The sequence below is a fragment of the Streptomyces himalayensis subsp. himalayensis genome, from assembly GCF_013778455.1.
Classification (GTDB): domain Bacteria; phylum Actinomycetota; class Actinomycetes; order Streptomycetales; family Streptomycetaceae; genus Streptomyces; species Streptomyces himalayensis.
Genome location: NZ_JACEHE010000027.1, coordinates 39,364 through 54,998, shown reverse-complemented (window position 1 = coordinate 54,998; position 15,635 = coordinate 39,364). Strand labels below are relative to the sequence as shown.

12 protein-coding genes and 1 pseudogene are annotated in these 15,635 nt (G+C 70.5%); 12 read left to right on the top strand and 1 reads right to left on the bottom strand.

Annotation, left to right across the window (positions count from 1 at the left end):
• The first annotated feature begins 5 nt into the window (after positions 1–5).
• The 4 genes and pseudogenes from mmsA to H1D24_RS32420 form a co-directional block, all read left to right on the top strand.
• Positions 6–1,508, top strand: coding sequence for a CoA-acylating methylmalonate-semialdehyde dehydrogenase (gene mmsA, locus H1D24_RS32435; protein ID WP_181661297.1), 1,503 nt, complete (start codon positions 6–8; stop codon positions 1,506–1,508).
• A gap of 163 nt (positions 1,509–1,671) precedes the next feature.
• Complete coding sequence (locus tag H1D24_RS32430; RefSeq protein ID WP_181661296.1) at positions 1,672–4,317, top strand: alpha/beta fold hydrolase; 2,646 nt, start codon at positions 1,672–1,674, stop codon at positions 4,315–4,317.
• Positions 4,314–5,177 (top strand): ABC transporter permease, encoded by an 864-nt coding sequence (locus H1D24_RS32425; protein WP_181661295.1) that lies wholly within the window; start codon positions 4,314–4,316, stop codon positions 5,175–5,177. The genes H1D24_RS32430 and H1D24_RS32425 overlap by 4 nt, the downstream gene beginning before the upstream one ends.
• 173 nt (positions 5,178–5,350) lie before the next feature.
• Positions 5,351–5,920, top strand: a pseudogene (locus H1D24_RS32420) (VWA domain-containing protein); the annotation flags it as partial.
• Positions 5,921–6,026: 106 nt separating this feature from the next.
• Here H1D24_RS32420 and H1D24_RS32415 read toward each other — a convergent pair.
• Positions 6,027–7,238, bottom strand: coding sequence for a S8 family peptidase (locus H1D24_RS32415; protein ID WP_181661294.1), 1,212 nt, complete (start codon positions 7,236–7,238; stop codon positions 6,027–6,029).
• A gap of 549 nt (positions 7,239–7,787) precedes the next feature.
• Between H1D24_RS32415 and paaA the strand changes: the two genes are divergently transcribed.
• The 8 genes from paaA (at position 7,788) to H1D24_RS32375 (ending at position 15,560) form a co-directional block, all read left to right on the top strand.
• On the top strand, positions 7,788–8,795 hold the full coding sequence (gene paaA, locus H1D24_RS32410) for a 1,2-phenylacetyl-CoA epoxidase subunit PaaA (RefSeq protein ID WP_258564480.1): 1,008 nt from the start codon (positions 7,788–7,790) through the stop codon (positions 8,793–8,795).
• Entirely contained in the window at positions 8,792–9,094 is a 303-nt protein-coding gene (paaB, locus tag H1D24_RS32405; RefSeq protein ID WP_181661293.1) for a 1,2-phenylacetyl-CoA epoxidase subunit PaaB, read from the top strand. Before paaA ends, paaB begins: the two co-directional genes overlap by 4 nt.
• A 10-nt stretch (positions 9,095–9,104) precedes the next feature.
• Entirely contained in the window at positions 9,105–9,962 is an 858-nt protein-coding gene (gene paaC, locus H1D24_RS32400) for a 1,2-phenylacetyl-CoA epoxidase subunit PaaC (RefSeq protein ID WP_181661292.1), read from the top strand.
• Positions 9,956–10,582, top strand: coding sequence for a 1,2-phenylacetyl-CoA epoxidase subunit PaaD (gene paaD, locus H1D24_RS32395; protein WP_258564479.1), 627 nt, complete (start codon positions 9,956–9,958; stop codon positions 10,580–10,582). Before paaC ends, paaD begins: the two co-directional genes overlap by 7 nt.
• On the top strand, positions 10,582–11,865 hold the full coding sequence (paaE, locus tag H1D24_RS32390; RefSeq protein WP_258564478.1) for a 1,2-phenylacetyl-CoA epoxidase subunit PaaE: 1,284 nt from the start codon (positions 10,582–10,584) through the stop codon (positions 11,863–11,865). Before paaD ends, paaE begins: the two co-directional genes overlap by 1 nt.
• 198 nt (positions 11,866–12,063) lie before the next feature.
• Positions 12,064–13,266 carry a PP2C family protein-serine/threonine phosphatase gene (locus H1D24_RS32385; RefSeq protein ID WP_181661291.1) on the top strand — a complete coding sequence of 401 codons (1,203 nt, stop codon included), beginning with the start codon at positions 12,064–12,066 and terminating at the stop codon, positions 13,264–13,266.
• A gap of 405 nt (positions 13,267–13,671) precedes the next feature.
• Positions 13,672–14,712, top strand: a complete 1,041-nt coding sequence (locus H1D24_RS32380; protein ID WP_181661290.1) for a hypothetical protein — start codon at positions 13,672–13,674, stop codon at positions 14,710–14,712.
• A gap of 134 nt (positions 14,713–14,846) precedes the next feature.
• On the top strand, positions 14,847–15,560 hold the full coding sequence (locus H1D24_RS32375; protein ID WP_181661289.1) for a class F sortase: 714 nt from the start codon (positions 14,847–14,849) through the stop codon (positions 15,558–15,560).
• Positions 15,561–15,635 lie beyond the last annotated feature (75 nt).

Below are 15,635 nucleotides of genomic sequence, written 5' to 3'. Positions count from 1 at the left end.
TTGTCATGACGAAGACCGTCAACCACTGGATCGGTGGGAAGACCGTCGAGGGTACGTCGGGTACGTACGGCCCGGTCACCGACCCCGCGACCGGCGCCGTCACCACACAGGTGGCCTTCGCCACCGTCGACGAGGTGGACGCCGCGGTCGCCGCGGCCAAGGCGGCGTACGCGACCTGGGGGACGTCTTCCCTCGCGCAGCGCACCGCGATCCTGTTCAAGTTCCGTGCGCTACTGGACGCCAACCGGGACGCGATCGCCGAACTGATCACCGCCGAGCACGGCAAGGTCCACTCGGACGCGCTGGGCGAGGTGGCCCGCGGTCTGGAGATCGTCGACCTGGCCTGCGGCATCACCACGCAGCTCAAGGGCGAGCTGTCCACGCAGGTGTCCAACCGGGTCGACGTCGCCTCGATCCGCCAGCCGCTGGGCGTCGTCGCCGGCATCACGCCGTTCAACTTCCCGGCCATGGTGCCGATGTGGATGTTCCCGATGGCCATCGCCTGCGGGAACACCTTTGTGCTGAAGCCGAGCGAGAAGGACCCGTCGGCTTCCATGAAGGTCGCCGAACTGCTCGCGGAGGCAGGCCTCCCGGACGGCGTGTTCAACGTCGTGCACGGCGACAAGGTGGCCGTGGACCGGCTGCTCGAACACCCGGACGTCGCGGCCGTGTCGTTCGTCGGGTCGACGCCGATCGCCCGGTACATCCACACCACGGCCTCGGCGAACGGCAAGCGCGTCCAGGCACTGGGCGGCGCCAAGAACCACATGCTGGTGCTGCCCGACGCCGACCTCGACGCCGCCGCGGACGCCGCGGTGTCGGCCGCGTACGGCTCCGCGGGCGAGCGCTGCATGGCCATCTCGGCCGTCGTCGCGGTCGGTGCGACCGGTGACGAACTCGTCGCGAAGATCAAGGAGCGGGCCGAGAAGATCAAGATCGGCCCCGGCAACGACCCCGAGTCCGAGATGGGCCCGCTCATCACGGCCGCGCACCGCGACAAGGTCGCCTCGTATGTGAAGGGCGCCGCCGACCAGGGCGCCGAGGTGGTGCTCGACGGCACCGGCTACACCGTGCCCGGCTTCGAGGACGGCCACTGGATCGGCCTGTCCCTGCTCGACAAGGTGCCCACGGACGCCGACGCCTACAAGGACGAGATCTTCGGCCCGGTGCTGTGCGTGCTGCGCGTCGACACGTACGAGGAGGGCGTCGACCTCATCAACGCCTCGCCGTTCGGCAACGGCACTGCGATCTTCACCCGGGACGGCGGCGCCGCCCGCCGCTTCCAGATGGAGATCGAGGCGGGCATGGTCGGCGTGAACGTGCCGATCCCGGTGCCCGTCGGCTACCACTCCTTCGGCGGCTGGAAGGACTCGCTCTTCGGCGACCACCACATCTACGGCAACGACGGCACGCACTTCTACACCCGCGGCAAGGTCGTGACCACCCGCTGGCCGGACCCGTCGGAGGCTCCGGCGGGCGTGGACCTCGGGTTCCCGCGCAACTACTGACCGACCGTCGTAGGCCCTGTGCGGGCGTCCGTATTCCGGACGCCCGCACATCTTCGTACCGCGCCTGCGGTATGCGGGCGGAGAGCCGTACTCCTCAAGGAGGTACGGGGGTTCAGACCGGTGGCTGCCGTGGATGTCGGTGCCTGCCCTTACCGTTGACGACATGGATCTCCGACTGCCCGAAATGCGCGGGCCGCGACGGTGGCTGGCCGCCGCGGCCGCTGTCGTGGTGCTCGCCGGCGCCGGGACTTGGACAGCCGTCGCCTCGGACGACGCGCCGGCCGTTCACCGCGAGGACCGGATCCTCGACACCGGCGGCGTGAAGATCGACACATCGCTCTTCACGGTGGGCTCCTCCGGCGCGGGCAAGCGTCCCGCGGTGCTGCTCGCACACGGCTTCGGCGGCAGCAAGGAGGACATGCGGACGCAGGCCGAGGAGCTGGCGCGCGACGGGTACGCGGTCCTGACCTGGTCCGCCCGCGGCTTCGGCCGATCCACCGGGAAGATCGGGCTGAACGACCCGAAGGGCGAGGTCGCCGACGTCTCCGGGCTGATCGACTGGCTGGCGAAGCGGCCCGAGGTCACGCTCGACAAGGCCGGCGACCCGCGCGTGGGCATCGCGGGGGCCTCGTACGGCGGAGCGGTGTCGCTGCTGGCCGCCGGGTATGACCAGCGGGTCGACGCGATCGCCCCGCAGATCACCTACTGGAACCTGGCGGACGCGCTGTTCCCGGACGGCGTGTTCAAGAAGCTGTGGGCCGGGATGTTCGTCAACTCCGGCGGCGGCTGCCAACAGTTCGAGAAACAGCTCTGCGAGATGTACGAGCGTGTCGCGGAGACCGGCACGCCGGACGCCGAGGCGCGGCAGCTGCTGGAGGACCGCAGCCCGTCGGCCGTCGGCGACCGCATCAAGGTGCCCACGCTCATCATGCAGGGCCAGACCGACTCCCTCTTCCCGCTCGGCCACGCCGACGCGATCGCCAAGGCGGTCCGCGCCAACCACGCGCCGGTCGACGTCGACTGGATCGCGGGCGGGCACGACGGCGGCGACATGGAAGTGGACCGGGTGTACGCGCGCGTGGACGCCTGGTTCGACCGCTATCTGAAGGACGACAAGAACGCCGACACCGGGCCGGCGTTCCGCATCACCCGTACCGGAGGCGTCGACTCCACCGACGGCGAGGCCCAGCTCCGCGGCGCGAGCGGCGACCGGTATCCGGGCCTCGCGAGCGGGCTGCACAGCGTGCCGCTCACCGGCCGCGAACAGACCTTCGACAACCCCGCGGGCGCCGGGCCGCCCGCCGTCTCCTCGCTGCCCGGCCTCGGCGGCGCTGCCGGGGGCCTGTCCCTGTCGTCCCTCGGCGTCGGCGTCTCCCTCGACTTCCCCGGCCAGTTCGCGCGGTTCGACTCGGCGCCCCTGCGCAGCGATCTGCGCATCACCGGCTCTCCGACGGCCACGGTGCACATCGCGTCCACCAGCGACGACGCCGTGCTCTTCGCCAAGGTGTACGACGTGGGGCCGGACGGCAGACAGCAGGTGCTGCCCTCCCAGTTGGTCGCGCCCGTGCGCGTCGAGGGCTCCGGCGCGAAGGGTGGCAAGGACGTCACGCTGACCCTGCCCGCCGTCGATCACGAGCTGCAGAAGGGTCACCGGCTGCGTCTCGTCCTCTCCTCGACCGACCTCGCCTACGCCTCGCCCGTCCAGCCCGCCACGTACACGGCGTCCCTCAAGAGCGACCTGCACGTACCGACCGCGCCCGGAGTGACGACCGCCGCCGCGCCACTGCCTGCCTGGGTGTGGTGGCTGCCCATCACCGGAGCCGTCGCCGCCCTCGCACTGCTGCTCACCGGGCGGCGGCGCACCGCGACACCACCGCCGGACGCGGACCTCGCCGACGTGCCGCTGCAGATCACCGATCTGAGCAAGCGGTACGCGAAGTCGGCCGACCGGTACGCGGTGCGGGACCTCTCCTTCCGCGTCGAGAAGGGCCAGGTCCTCGGCCTGCTCGGACCCAACGGCGCGGGCAAGACGACCACCCTGCGCATGCTCATGGGCCTGATCCGGCCCGACGGCGGCGAGATCCGGGTCTTCGGCCACGCGATCCGCCCGGGCGCGCCGGTGCTGTCCCGGGTCGGCGCCTTCGTGGAGGGCGCGGGCTTCCTGCCCCACCTCTCCGGCCGCGAGAACCTGGAGCTGTACTGGCAGGCCACCGGCCGGCCCGCCGAGGACGCCCACCTGGACGAGGCGCTGGAGATCGCCGGACTCGGCGAAGCCCTGCAGCGCGCCGTCCGCACGTACTCGCAGGGCATGCGCCAGCGCCTCGCCATCGCCCAGGCCATGCTCGGCCTGCCGGACCTTCTGATCCTCGACGAACCGACGAACGGCCTGGACCCGCCACAGATCCGCGAGATGCGCGAGGTGATGATCCGCTACGCGGCGGCCGGCCGCACCGTCATCGTCTCGAGCCATCTCCTCGCGGAGGTCGAGCAGACCTGCACGCATCTCGTGGTCATGGACCGCGGCAAGCTCGTGCAGGCGGGACGGGTCGACGAGATCGTCGGCTCCGGGGACACGCTGCTCGTCGGCACGGCCCGGCCGCTCGACGATCCGCTCGTGGAGAAGATCGCCGCGCTGCCGGGCGTGGGCTCGGCGGTGCCTGCCGATGGCGGACTCCTCGTCCGGCTGGACGGCGCGAGCACACCGCAGCTGCTCGCCGAACTCCTCCGCCTTGAGGTGCCGGTCGAGTCGGTCGGGCCGCACCGGCGGCTGGAAGACGCGTTCCTCACCCTGATCGGAGGCACCTCATGACCACGCTCGCCGAACGCACCGAGGTGGCGCACGGGTACCGCGCGGGGCGGACGCTGCCGCTGCGCGTCGAGCTGGTCCGCCAGCTGAAGCGGCGGCGCACGCTGGTGATGGGCGCGGTGCTGGCCGCACTGCCGTTCGTGCTGGTCGTGGCCTTCGCGATCGGCGGCGAGCCGGACGGCCCCGACGACCGCGTGACGCTGATGGACACGGCCACGGCGTCCGCGGCGAACTTCGCCGCGACCAGCCTGTTCGTCTCGGCGGGCTTCCTGCTGGTGGTGCCGGTGGCGCTGTTCTGCGGTGACACGGTCGCCTCCGAGGCGAGCTGGTCGTCGCTGCGCTATCTGCTGGCGTCGCCCGTGCCCCGGGCCCGGCTGCTGTGGTCGAAGCTCGTCGTCGCGCTGGGCCTCAGCCTGGCCGCGATGGTGCTGCTGCCACTGGTTGCGCTGGCGGTCGGCAGCGTCGCGTACGGATGGGGGCCACTCCAGATCCCCACCGGCGGGGCGCTCGACTCGGGCACCGCAGCCCAGCGGCTGGTGATCGTCATCGCGTACATCTTCGTGTCCCAGCTCGTCACCGCCGGGCTAGCGTTCTGGCTGTCGACGAAGACCGACGCACCGCTCGGCGCGGTCGGCGGCGCCGTCGGACTGACGATCGTCGGCAATGTGCTGGACGCGGTGACCGCCCTGGGCGACTGGCGCGACTTCCTGCCCGCGCACTGGCAGTTCGCCTGGGCGGACGCGATCCAGCCGGAGCCCGAGTGGGGCGGCATGATCCAGGGCGCGTCGGTCTCCATAACGTACGCACTGGTGCTGTTCGCGCTGGCCTTCCGCGGTTTTCGCCGGAAGGACGTGGTGTCCTAGGTCTCCGGAGGATCACCTCCCTGTCTCAACCGCCGCCCGCCGTAGCCGCATCGAGATCCAGCCGCAACGGCCCCGACAGCTCCTTCGGGCCCCCTCGGCCGTCACAGTCACAAGCGCTCCGCTGTTTCGAACGAAGGAGCGCACAGACAAGCTGACGGGCCGAGGGGGCAGGGGGCCTGCGCGACGGCGCCACCAACCGGGTCGTCCTGCTCTCCGACGCCCTCGCCAACACGGGCGAGACGAGCGCCGACGCGATTCTGGAGCGCATCGCCGACGCCCGCCGCGAGCACGGCCTCACACTCTTCGGGGTGGGCGTGGGCAGCCAGTACGGCGATGCCCTGATGGAGCGCCTCGCCGACAAGGGCGACGGCCACACCACGTATGTGTCCAACGTCAAGGACGCCCGCACCGTGTTCTGCGAGCAGCTCCGCGCCAACATCGAACTGCGCGCGGACAGCCGTGCCCCGCACGAGGCGTCGGGCCAGATCGAGTCCGGCGCGCTCGACGGCCCCCTGTGGCAGGCGGGCAGCGGTCTGCGGGTCGCGGCGGTTGCGGCGTACTTCGCTGACGCCCTGCGCACCCCGGCGGCCCCGACGGGCACGGGCCGCTGGGACCTGCTGCCTGGCGCACCGTCGATGCCCGAACTGGCCAATCGAGCAGAGGAGTTGGCGTACACGACGCGGGACGAGACGGTACGCGGGCTCGCGGACGCGGTACGGCAGGCCGACCGGCTGCGGGCGTGACGGGCCGGCCGACCGGCTGCGGGCCTGACGGACCTGATGGAACGCACATCGGCCGGGACTCCGCGGAGTCCCGGCCGATGTCACGCCTGGCTTGGTTCCGAGCAGTCTAGAACAGCGAGTAGAGCAGCCTGTTGGGCGAGCCGGTGCGCGGATCCGTCACCTTGCCGCTGGTCGCGCCGTTCACCAGCGCGTCCCGTACCTGCGCCGGGGTCGCGGTCGGGTGGGTGGCCAGATAGAGGGCCGCGACACCCGCGGTGTGCGGTGTCGCCATGGACGTACCACTGATCGTGTTGGTGGCCGTGTCGCTGTCGTCCCACGCCGACGCGATGCTGACACCTGGGGCGAACAGGTCGAGGCAGGTGCCGTAGTTCGAGAACGACGCCCTCCTGTCGGAGGAGTCGGTGGCGCCGACGGTGATGGCCTCCGGGACGCGGGCCGGGGAGTAGTTGCAGGCGTTCTGCGGCCAGCCGAGGATGTTGCCGTTGCCAGCCGCTATCGAGTAGCTGACGCCGGAGGCTATGGACCTCTTCACGGCGTTGTCGAGGGTGGTGTCCGCGCCGCCGCCGAGGCTCATGTTCGCCACGGCCGGCTTCACGGCGTTCGCGGTGACCCAGTCGATGCCGGCCACGACGCCGGCCGTGGTCCCGGAGCCGTTGCAGTCGAGCACCCGCACCGCGACCAGCTTCACGCCCTTCGCCACGCCGTACGTCTTGCCGCCCACCGTGCCCGCGACATGCGTGCCGTGCCCGTTGCAGTCCTGCCCGTTCTGGCCGCCGCCCACCGTGTCGGTGCCGACACTCGCACGACCGCCGAACTCGCTGTGCGAGGTGCGGATCCCGGTGTCGATGATGTACGCGGTGACGTTCGACGCGGTCGTGTTGTACGTGTAGGTCTTGCTCAACGGAAGATCCCGCTGGTCGATGCGGTCGATGCCCCACGTCGCGTCGGACTGGGTGTCGTTGATGCGCAGGACCTGGTTCTGCTGGACGTACGCGACCTTGGGGTCCCGCGCGAGTTCGGCCGCCTCGCTCCTCGTCAGCTCGGCGGAGAAGCCCTTGAGGGCGCTGCTGTAGACGCGGTCCAGGGCGCCGTCGTACTTCGTGGCGAGGCTCCTGGCCGTGGCGGGCGTCGCCGCCTTCGTGGTGGAGCCGTCCTTGAGGACGACGATCCAGCTGTCGGGGACGGCCGTCGCCTCGGGAGCGAGACGCAGGTCGGCCAGCGGCGCGCTGTGCGCGGGAGAGGCGGTGAACTGCAATCCGGCTGCCAGCAGCACGGCTGCGGGCAGAAGGGCTCCGAGCCGGCGGGTGGTTGCTCTCATAGGGCACCAGACCTTTCGTTGACCAGGTCGCGCTCATGTGGGGGTCGGGCTTCATGCGGGGTCGGTTGCGACGGCGCAGTACAGAGCGCGCCGAGACACCCGATGGGCACCCAAGGTGTTCATGGCATGCACAAGTCAGCATCAAACACGCAAGGAGGTCTGGGTGTTGGGGGAGTGCATGGGTGAGTTGCGGGGCTTGCGTGAAATCTGACGTGAGGTCAGGTACGGGTCGCGCGGCGGAAGTCGCTGTGGTGGCGGTCGGGGTCCTTGCCGCACGGCTGTCAGTCGCTCACCGAGAGCCAGTAGCGCCCCGGATGCTCCAGGGCTCCAGCCGTCGCGGCCCGCGCAGGACGCGACCGCCACCGTCCTCCGTATGAGCCCCCGAGGAGAGGGCGAACGCCCGGTGCGCAGGACGGTCTCGCGCGCCCGGGTGTCCGCGCGGAGGCCGGTGGCGCGGCGGGATGTCCGTCCGGGCTTGTCTGGCGAGAGAAAACTCGGCACACTGGTCACATGGACCGAACGAACGGTCGGTTGGGGAAGCGAGTGCCGATGACCAAGACGGACTCCGCCTCGTCCGCCGCGGGCTCCACCGACCCGCGCCTGGACGGGCACGATGAGCAGGACCTCGAGCAGCACTTCGACGCGACGATCGCGAGGGATCAGCGGATCGAGCCGCGGGACTGGATGCCCGACGGCTACCGCAAGACGCTGATCCGGCAGATCGCGCAGCATGCCCACTCGGAGATCATCGGTATGCAGCCCGAGGGCGAGTGGATCACCAGGGCGCCGTCGCTGCGTCGTAAGGCGATCCTGTTCGCGAAGGTCCAGGACGAGGCCGGGCACGGTCTGTACCTGTACTCGGCGGCGGAGACGCTGGGCGCCGACCGCGCGGACCTCACGCAGCGGCTGATCGAGGGCCGGCAGAAGTACTCGTCGATCTTCAACTACCCGACGCTGAGCTTCGCCGACGTCGGGGTGATCGGCTGGTTCGTGGACGGCGCGGCGATCTGCAACCAGGTGCCGCTCTGCAGGAGTTCGTACGGGCCCTACGCGCGCGCGATGGTGCGGATCTGCAAGGAGGAGTCGTTTCATCAGCGGCAGGGTTACGAGCTGCTGATGACGATGATGCGCGGCACCGACGCCCAGCGGGAGATGGTCCAGGACGCGGTGGACCGCTGGTGGTGGCCGTCGCTCATGATGTTCGGCCCGCCCGACGACGCCTCGCCGAACTCGGCGCAGTCCATGGCCTGGAAGATCAAGCGGCACAGCAACGACGAGCTGCGCCGGCGCTTCGTCGACATGACCGTCCCGCAGGCCGAGAAGCTCGGCGTGACGCTGCCCGATCCCGAACTGCGGTGGAACGCCGAGCGCGGCCACCACGACTTCGGCACGCCGGACTGGTCGGAACTGCAGCGGGTGATCAAGGGCGACGGGCCCTGTAACGCCCAGCGGATGGAGCGGCGCAGGTCCGCCCACGAGGAGGGCGCCTGGGTGCGGGAGGCGGCGAGCGCGTACGCGGCCAAGCAGAGCAGGCGAGCGAGGGAAGGGGCGGCATGAGCAGCACCGAAGGCGTCAAGGACGAGTGGCCCCTCTACGAGGTGTTCGTACGGGGCAAGCGGGGCCTGAACCATGTGCACGTCGGCTCGCTGCACGCCGCCGACGACCGGATGGCCCTCACCCACGCCCGCGACCTGTACACGCGGCGCAACGAGGGCGTCTCGATCTGGGTGGTGCGCTCTGACCACATCGCCGCGTCCACACGCGACGAGAAGGACCCGTTCTTCGCGCCCAGCGCCGACAAGGTCTACCGCCACCCGACCTTCTACGACATCCCCGACGACGTCCCGCACATCTGAGGAGCAGGGCATGAGTGACGATCACGTCTACATGACCCTCGCCGAGGGACACGAGGACGACGCCCGATGGGCGTACGGCACCGGTTTCGAAGACCCGCTGCACGGCGTGGACATCGCCGTGCCCGAGGGGGTCGACGCCGGTGAGGTGGCCGCGTGCTGCCTGGCGCTGGGCGACGACGCACTGGTCAGCGCGCAGCGGCTGGCCGAGTGGTGCACCCGCGCCCCGGAGCTGGAGGAGGAGGTGGCGCTGGCCAACATCGGGCTCGATCTGCTCGGCCAGGCCCGCCTGCTGTACGGGCGCTGCGGGCAGGTCGACGGCACCGGGCGCGGCGAGGACGCGTACGCCTACTTCCGCGACCCCGGCGACTTCCGCAACGTCCGCCTCGCCGAACTCCCGGGCGGCGACTTCGCGTTCTCCATCACCCGGCTGCTGGTGCTCTCCAGCTGGAGGCTCGCGCTCTTCGAGCAGCTCACGGCCTCGCCCGACCCCGTACTCGCGGCGATTGCAGCCAAGGGCGTCAAGGAACTGGCGTACCACCGGCAGTACGCGGCCGAATGGGCGGTGCGCCTGGGCGACGGCACCGAGGAGTCGCACCGGCGGATGCGTACGGCCCTGGAGCAGGTCGGGCCGTACATCGGCGAGCTGTTCACGGCGTACGACGTGCGGGACGAGGTCGTCGCGGTCCTGCGCCAGGTCACCGAGGCGGCCGGACTGCCCATGCCCGCGTGGAAGCCCTCCCCAAGCTCTTCGAGCAGGGGATACCCCATGCCCGGCGCCGGCCGCGACGGCGACCACACCGAACACCTGGCCCCGCTGCTGGCCGAGCTCCAGGGCGTGGCCCGCGCCCACCCGGAGGCGACATGGTGACCACCGGAGATGACATGGTGACCGCCCGAGGTGACACGGTGACCGCCCGAGGCGACTCGGTGACGGCGGGAGGGGACTCGGTGACCGTCCGAGGCGACTCGGTGACCGGGCTCGCATCGGCCGACGCGCGGCGGGCCCGGCGCATCGCCGAGGAGGTGCCCGATCCCGAGCTGCCCATGCTCACCCTCGCCGACCTGGGCGTACTGCGCGGCGTGGAGATCATCGCCGACGGCACCGTGGTCGCCGGCCTCACGCCCACCTACTCCGGCTGCCCGGCGATGGCCGAGATGCGCGCCGACGTGGCCGCGCGACTGCGGGAGGCAGGATTCGAACGGATCGAGATCCGTACCGTCCTCGACCCGCCGTGGACCAGCGACTGGATCACTGCCGAGGGCCGTCGCAAGCTCGCCGAACACGGCATCGCGCCCCCCGGCGCCGCGCCCCGCCGCACCACCGGCCCCGTGCCGCTCGAACTGCCGGCCACCCGCCGCTCAGTCGCGTGCCCGCGCTGCGGCTCGGTGGACACCGAGGAGACCTCCCGTTTCGCCGCCACCTCCTGCAAGGCCCTGTGGCGCTGCCGCTCTTGCCTGGAGCCGTTCGAGTACGTCAAGGAGATCTGATGGACGTGCATCAAGGAGATCTGACGGACGATGTGGCGGCCCCGCCCCCGGCACCGAGCCCGTCGTCGGCCAAGGCGTCGCCCCCGACGCCGACCCCGGCACCGGCACCGTCGTCGGCCGAGGCGTCGGCCCCGACCCCGGCACCGTCGTCGGCCGAGGCGTCGGCCCCGACCCCGGCACCGATCCCGGCCGCCCCGCAGGCGTCGCCCGCGCGTTCCCGTCGCCGCCCGGCCTTCCACCGCCTGCGGGTCGCCGCCGTTCAGCCGCTGTGCGAGGACGCAGCAGCCGTCAGTTTCGACATTCCCGCGGAACTCGCCGAGGAGTTCGCCTTCGCTCCCGGGCAGGCCCTGACGCTGCGGCGGGAGGTCGACGGCCGGGACGAGCGCCGCTCGTACTCGATCTGCTCACCGGCCGGCTCGTCGCCCCGCATCGGCGTACGAGTCGTTCCGGGAGGGCTGTTCTCGTCCTGGCTCGTGACCGGCGTACGGCCCGGCGACACGGTCGAGGTGATGGGACCGACCGGCGCCTTCACCCCCGACCTGACCCGGTCGGGCCACCACGTCCTGATCGCGGCCGGATCCGGCATCACCCCCATGCGCTCCATCGCCGAGTCGGTCCTCGCCGCCGACGACAGTTCGCAGGTCACGCTCTTCTACGGAAACCGGCGCACCGACACCGTGATGTTCGCCGACGAGCTCGCCGACCTGAAGGACCTGTATCCGGCCCGGTTCCAGCTCGCCCACGTGCTGTCCCGCGAGCCCCGCGAGGCGGACGTCCTTTCCGGACGCCTCGACGCCGACCGTCTCGCCACGCTCGTCGACGCCCTCGTCGACATCGACGGCACCGACCACTGGTGGCTGTGCGGCCCGCACGGCATGGTCAAGGACGCCCAGCGGGTCCTCGCCGGTCTAGGAGTCCCCGATGACCGCGTCCATCGGGAGCTGTTCTACGCCGACGACGAGCCCGTGCAGCCGGTGCGCCACGAGGACGCGGCGCTCGAGGGGCCCGTCAGCCAGGTGACCATCACCCTCGACGGGCGCTCCACCACGACCGCGCTCTCCCGCGAGCAGACCATCCTGGAGGGCGCGCAGCGCACCCGCCCCGACCTGCCCTTCGCCTGCAAGGGCGGGGTCTGCGGCACCTGCCGCGCCCTGGTGACCGACGGCAAGGCCGACATGCGCCGCAACTTCGCCCTCGAACCCGCCGAGGTCGACGCCGGGTACGTCCTGACCTGCCAGTCCTTCCCGGTCTCCGAGACGCTGACCGTCGACTACGACAGCTGAGGGACGAGCCGGGGGACGGGTCGGCTCAGCGTCCGCATCAGGTCCCGGCGGGCCCCTTCCGGCGCCCTGCGGGGCCCCGCCAGGCCCGCGCCCGGTCACCGAGCGGAAGTCACCGAGCGGAAGTACGGCCCCGGTGTGAGACTGCTGGTGTCGCGGGCCTCGACGGAGGGTTCGTGCGGCATACCGCTGGTGGAAGACATGGGAGACGATGTGCCGGCACGAGAGGCCGGGGAGAGGCTTCTGGAGGACTTCCTCGCCGATCCCCGGAACGCGGCCCTGGACCTGTCCACGGCCGTGACCCGGTGCGCCACGGCCCTAGGCCTGAACCAGGTGGTGGTCTATCTCGCCGACGTGCAGCAGCGGCACCTGATATCCCTGACGGACGTGTCGCCGACGCTTCCCGTCGACGCATCGCTGGGGGGCTGGTCCTACCGCACACTCTCGCTGCGCGTGGAGGAGTCCCCGACGGGTGGGATGACCGTGTGGCTGCCGCTGATCGACGGCGCCGAGCGGCTCGGGGTCCTCGCGGCGCAGACCACGTCCCTGGACGCGGAGCGCCTGCGGCACTGCCGGGCCCTCGCCGCCCTCATCGCGATGATGATCACCTCCCGGCGGGCGTACCTGGACACCTTCGTACAGCGGACCCGCACCGAGCCCATGCAGTTGCCGGCCGAGCTGCTGAGGGCCGTGATGCCGCCCCGCACCATAGGCAACCTCCACGCCATCTCGACCGCGGTGCTCGAGCCGGCCTACGAGATCGGCGGGGACGCCTTCGACCACGCGCTCACCGAGACGACGCTGCACGCCACGATTCTGGACGCCATGGGCCACAACATGGCGTCGGGACTGACCACGGCCGTCACGCTGGCGGCCTGCCGCAACGGCCGGCGGACGGGTGCCGATCTGCCCGAGCTGGTGGAGACAGTCGACCGGACGCTCGCCGAGTGGTTTCCCGAGCAGTTCTGCACGGGCGTCCTCACCCAGCTCGACCTCATGAGCGGCGCCCTCCGCTGGTGCAACTGCGGGCATCCGCAGCCCTTGCTCATCCGCAACGAGCGCCTGGAGCGCGGAGCCCTGGAACGCCCGGCCGATCCGCCCATGGGGCTGACCACCGCCTTCCTCGACGCGCCCCGCCACGTGTACGAGATCGACCTGGAGCCCGGCGACCGCGTCCTGCTCTACACCGACGGCATCACCGAGGCCCGCACCCAGGCCGGAGCGGAATTCGGCCTCGACCGCTTCGCCGACTCCATCATCCGCGCCACCGCGGCAGGCGAACCGGCCCCGGAAACCCTGCGCCACCTCATCCACGCGATCCTGGACGCGCAGAGCAACCGCCTGCGCGACGACGCGACGATCCTGCTCCTCGAGTGGCGACCGCCTCAGGCGCACCTGCCGTAGGGCTCTGCGGAACCCGGCCGGGCGAGGCGGCCCCGGGAGGCGGCCCCGGGAGGCGGTCCGGGGGAGGCGGTCCGGGGGAGGCGCGGGAGGCGGCTGACGGGGGGTCAGAGTGGCCGGGAGACCGGCACGCTCGACCGGACGGGGGACAGCGGACCGCCCGTCAGGCCCGGACGGCGGCACGTGATCCCTTACCCCATAGTGATGACGCATCAGGGGCCGCTGCGTGCTGCCAAGCGGGTAATAATTCCGCCTCAACCACTCGATGGGCCCACTTAGTAGCTCAAATGCGGCGTTCTCCGGTGGTGCGGAGCCGCAATCCCGCTGAGGGTGATCACGTCGCTACTGCGATCCGAAGAGCCGGCGCCGGGTCGGCCGTCGCAGTCGTGGCGAAAGGAATTCCTCCCCATGCGAATTACCCGCACCCTGTTCGCCTCGGCCGCCGTCACCGCGGCCCTCGCGATCGCCGCTCCCGCCGCGAATGCCGTCACCGTGGCCGAGCTCTGGACGTCGCACACCGCCTCCTCGTACGGCGACGACGACTACGACAAGAAGGACGACGAGAAGAAGGACGACTACGACAAGAAGGACGACTACAGCAAGGACGACAAGAAGGACGACGACTACAAGAAGGACGACTACGGCAAGAAGGAAGACGACTACAAGAAGGACTACGACAAGAAGGACTACGACAAGCCCAAGGGTGGCGTCCACGCCGGTGGTGGTGCCCTGGCCCTGACCCGGGCCGGCGACGACGACTACGACAAGAAGGACGACGAGAAGAAGGACGACTACGACAAGAAGGACGACTACAGCAAGGACGACAAGAAGGACGACGAGTACAAGAAGGATGACAAGAAGGACGACTACGACAAGAAGGACGACTACGACAAGAAGGAAGACGACTACAAGAAGGACTACGACAAGAAGGACTACGACAAGCCCAAGGGTGGCGTCCACGCCGGCGGTGGTGCCCTGGCCCTGACCCGCGGCGGCGACGACGACTACGACAAGAAGGACGACGAGAAGAAGGACGACGAGAAGAAGGACGACTACGACAAGGACGACTACGGCAAGGACGACGACAAGAAGGACGACTACGACAAGAAGGAAGACGACTACAAGAAGGACTACGACAAGAAGGACTACGACAAGCCCAAGGGTGGCGTCCACGCGGGTGGTGGTGCGCTGTCGCTGACCCCGGCCGGCGACGACGACTACTACGACAAGAAGAAGGACGACGACTACGACAAGAAGGACAGCTACGGCAAGAAGGAGCACGACTACGACAAGAAGGACTACGACAAGCCCAAGGGCGGCGTCCACGCCGGTGGTGGTGGTCTCGCGCAGTCCGGAAGCAGCATCGCCGCGGGCTCCGCGCTGCTGCTCGCCGGCATCGGCGCCGGCACGTACATCCTGCGGCGCCGCAACGCCTCCGGTGTTGCGTAGGCCTGATCAGGTACCCCTCGCCAGTCGCTGTGCTGTCGCGGTCGCCCTCGGAGGGCGGCCGCGGCCGCGGCTTTTGACCGGATCACCCCGCCGCTCTCGCCTCACCGCCGCCCGTTCATGAAAGGCACCCTTCCATGGCCGCCCCGCAGTCGCCCGAGCCGGACAAGCCCCGGACCGCGCCCGCGTCCCGTACCGTCGTCCGCGCCATGCTGTGGCCCGTAGCAGCAGTGGTGCTGGGCGCTCTGCTCATTCACAACTCCCTGGAGCCGCCCGCGGATCTCAAGCCGCAGGCCCGGCCCTCGGTGGTCGCCTCGGCTCCCTCCGTCAAGCCCAGCGCGTCCAGCACGCCGAGACCGTCTCCCTCTCCCACCGGCCCCGTACTGCCCCGTTCGGCGCCCAAGCGGATCTCGATTCCGGCGATCTCCGTCGACGCGCCGTTCACGGCGTTGTCTCTCGGCGCCTCCGGACGGCTCAACGCGCCGCCCGTGGACAACAAGAATCTCGTCGGCTGGTTCAAGGACGGTGCGTCGCCCGGTGAACGGGGCACATCGATCGTCGTGGGCCACGTCGACACCAAGACCGGCCCTGCGGTGTTCGTGGAGCTCAGCGAGCTCCAGCCCGGAAACAGGATCGACATCACGCGTGCGGACGGCAGCGTCGCGCACTTCGAGGTCGACTCCGTCGAGACCTTCAGCAAGGCGGAGTTCCCCGACGACCGGGTCTACGCCCACAGTTCGTCCCCGGAACTGCGCCTCATCACCTGCGGCGGCGCCTACGACAGGGTGGCCCAGGACTACGAGGACAACGTGGTCGCGTTCGCCCACCTCGACTCGGTCAAGCGCGCCTGAGCCAGAATCCGTCGAGCGCGCCTGATCCACGATCGGTCGAGCGCGTCTGATCCACGGTTCGTCATCAAACGCGCC

Excerpts from the sequence above, each read along its gene's own strand:
- paaA (WP_258564480.1), top strand. The coding sequence starts at position 7,788 with ATGACCAAGACGGACTCCGCCTCGTCCGCCGCGGGCTCCACCGACCCG.
- H1D24_RS32425 (WP_181661295.1), top strand. The coding sequence starts at position 4,314 with ATGACCACGCTCGCCGAACGCACCGAGGTGGCGCACGGGTACCGCGCG.
- H1D24_RS32415 (WP_181661294.1), bottom strand. The coding sequence starts at position 7,238 with ATGAGAGCAACCACCCGCCGGCTCGGAGCCCTTCTGCCCGCAGCCGTG.
- H1D24_RS32430 (WP_181661296.1), top strand. The coding sequence starts at position 1,672 with ATGGATCTCCGACTGCCCGAAATGCGCGGGCCGCGACGGTGGCTGGCC.
- H1D24_RS32380 (WP_181661290.1), top strand. The coding sequence starts at position 13,672 with ATGCGAATTACCCGCACCCTGTTCGCCTCGGCCGCCGTCACCGCGGCC.
- paaE (WP_258564478.1), top strand. The coding sequence starts at position 10,582 with ATGGACGTGCATCAAGGAGATCTGACGGACGATGTGGCGGCCCCGCCC.
- H1D24_RS32385 (WP_181661291.1), top strand. The coding sequence starts at position 12,064 with ATGGGAGACGATGTGCCGGCACGAGAGGCCGGGGAGAGGCTTCTGGAG.
- paaD (WP_258564479.1), top strand. The coding sequence starts at position 9,956 with ATGGTGACCACCGGAGATGACATGGTGACCGCCCGAGGTGACACGGTG.
- paaC (WP_181661292.1), top strand. The coding sequence starts at position 9,105 with ATGAGTGACGATCACGTCTACATGACCCTCGCCGAGGGACACGAGGAC.
- paaB (WP_181661293.1), top strand. The coding sequence starts at position 8,792 with ATGAGCAGCACCGAAGGCGTCAAGGACGAGTGGCCCCTCTACGAGGTG.
- H1D24_RS32375 (WP_181661289.1), top strand. The coding sequence starts at position 14,847 with ATGGCCGCCCCGCAGTCGCCCGAGCCGGACAAGCCCCGGACCGCGCCC.
- mmsA (WP_181661297.1), top strand. The coding sequence starts at position 6 with ATGACGAAGACCGTCAACCACTGGATCGGTGGGAAGACCGTCGAGGGT.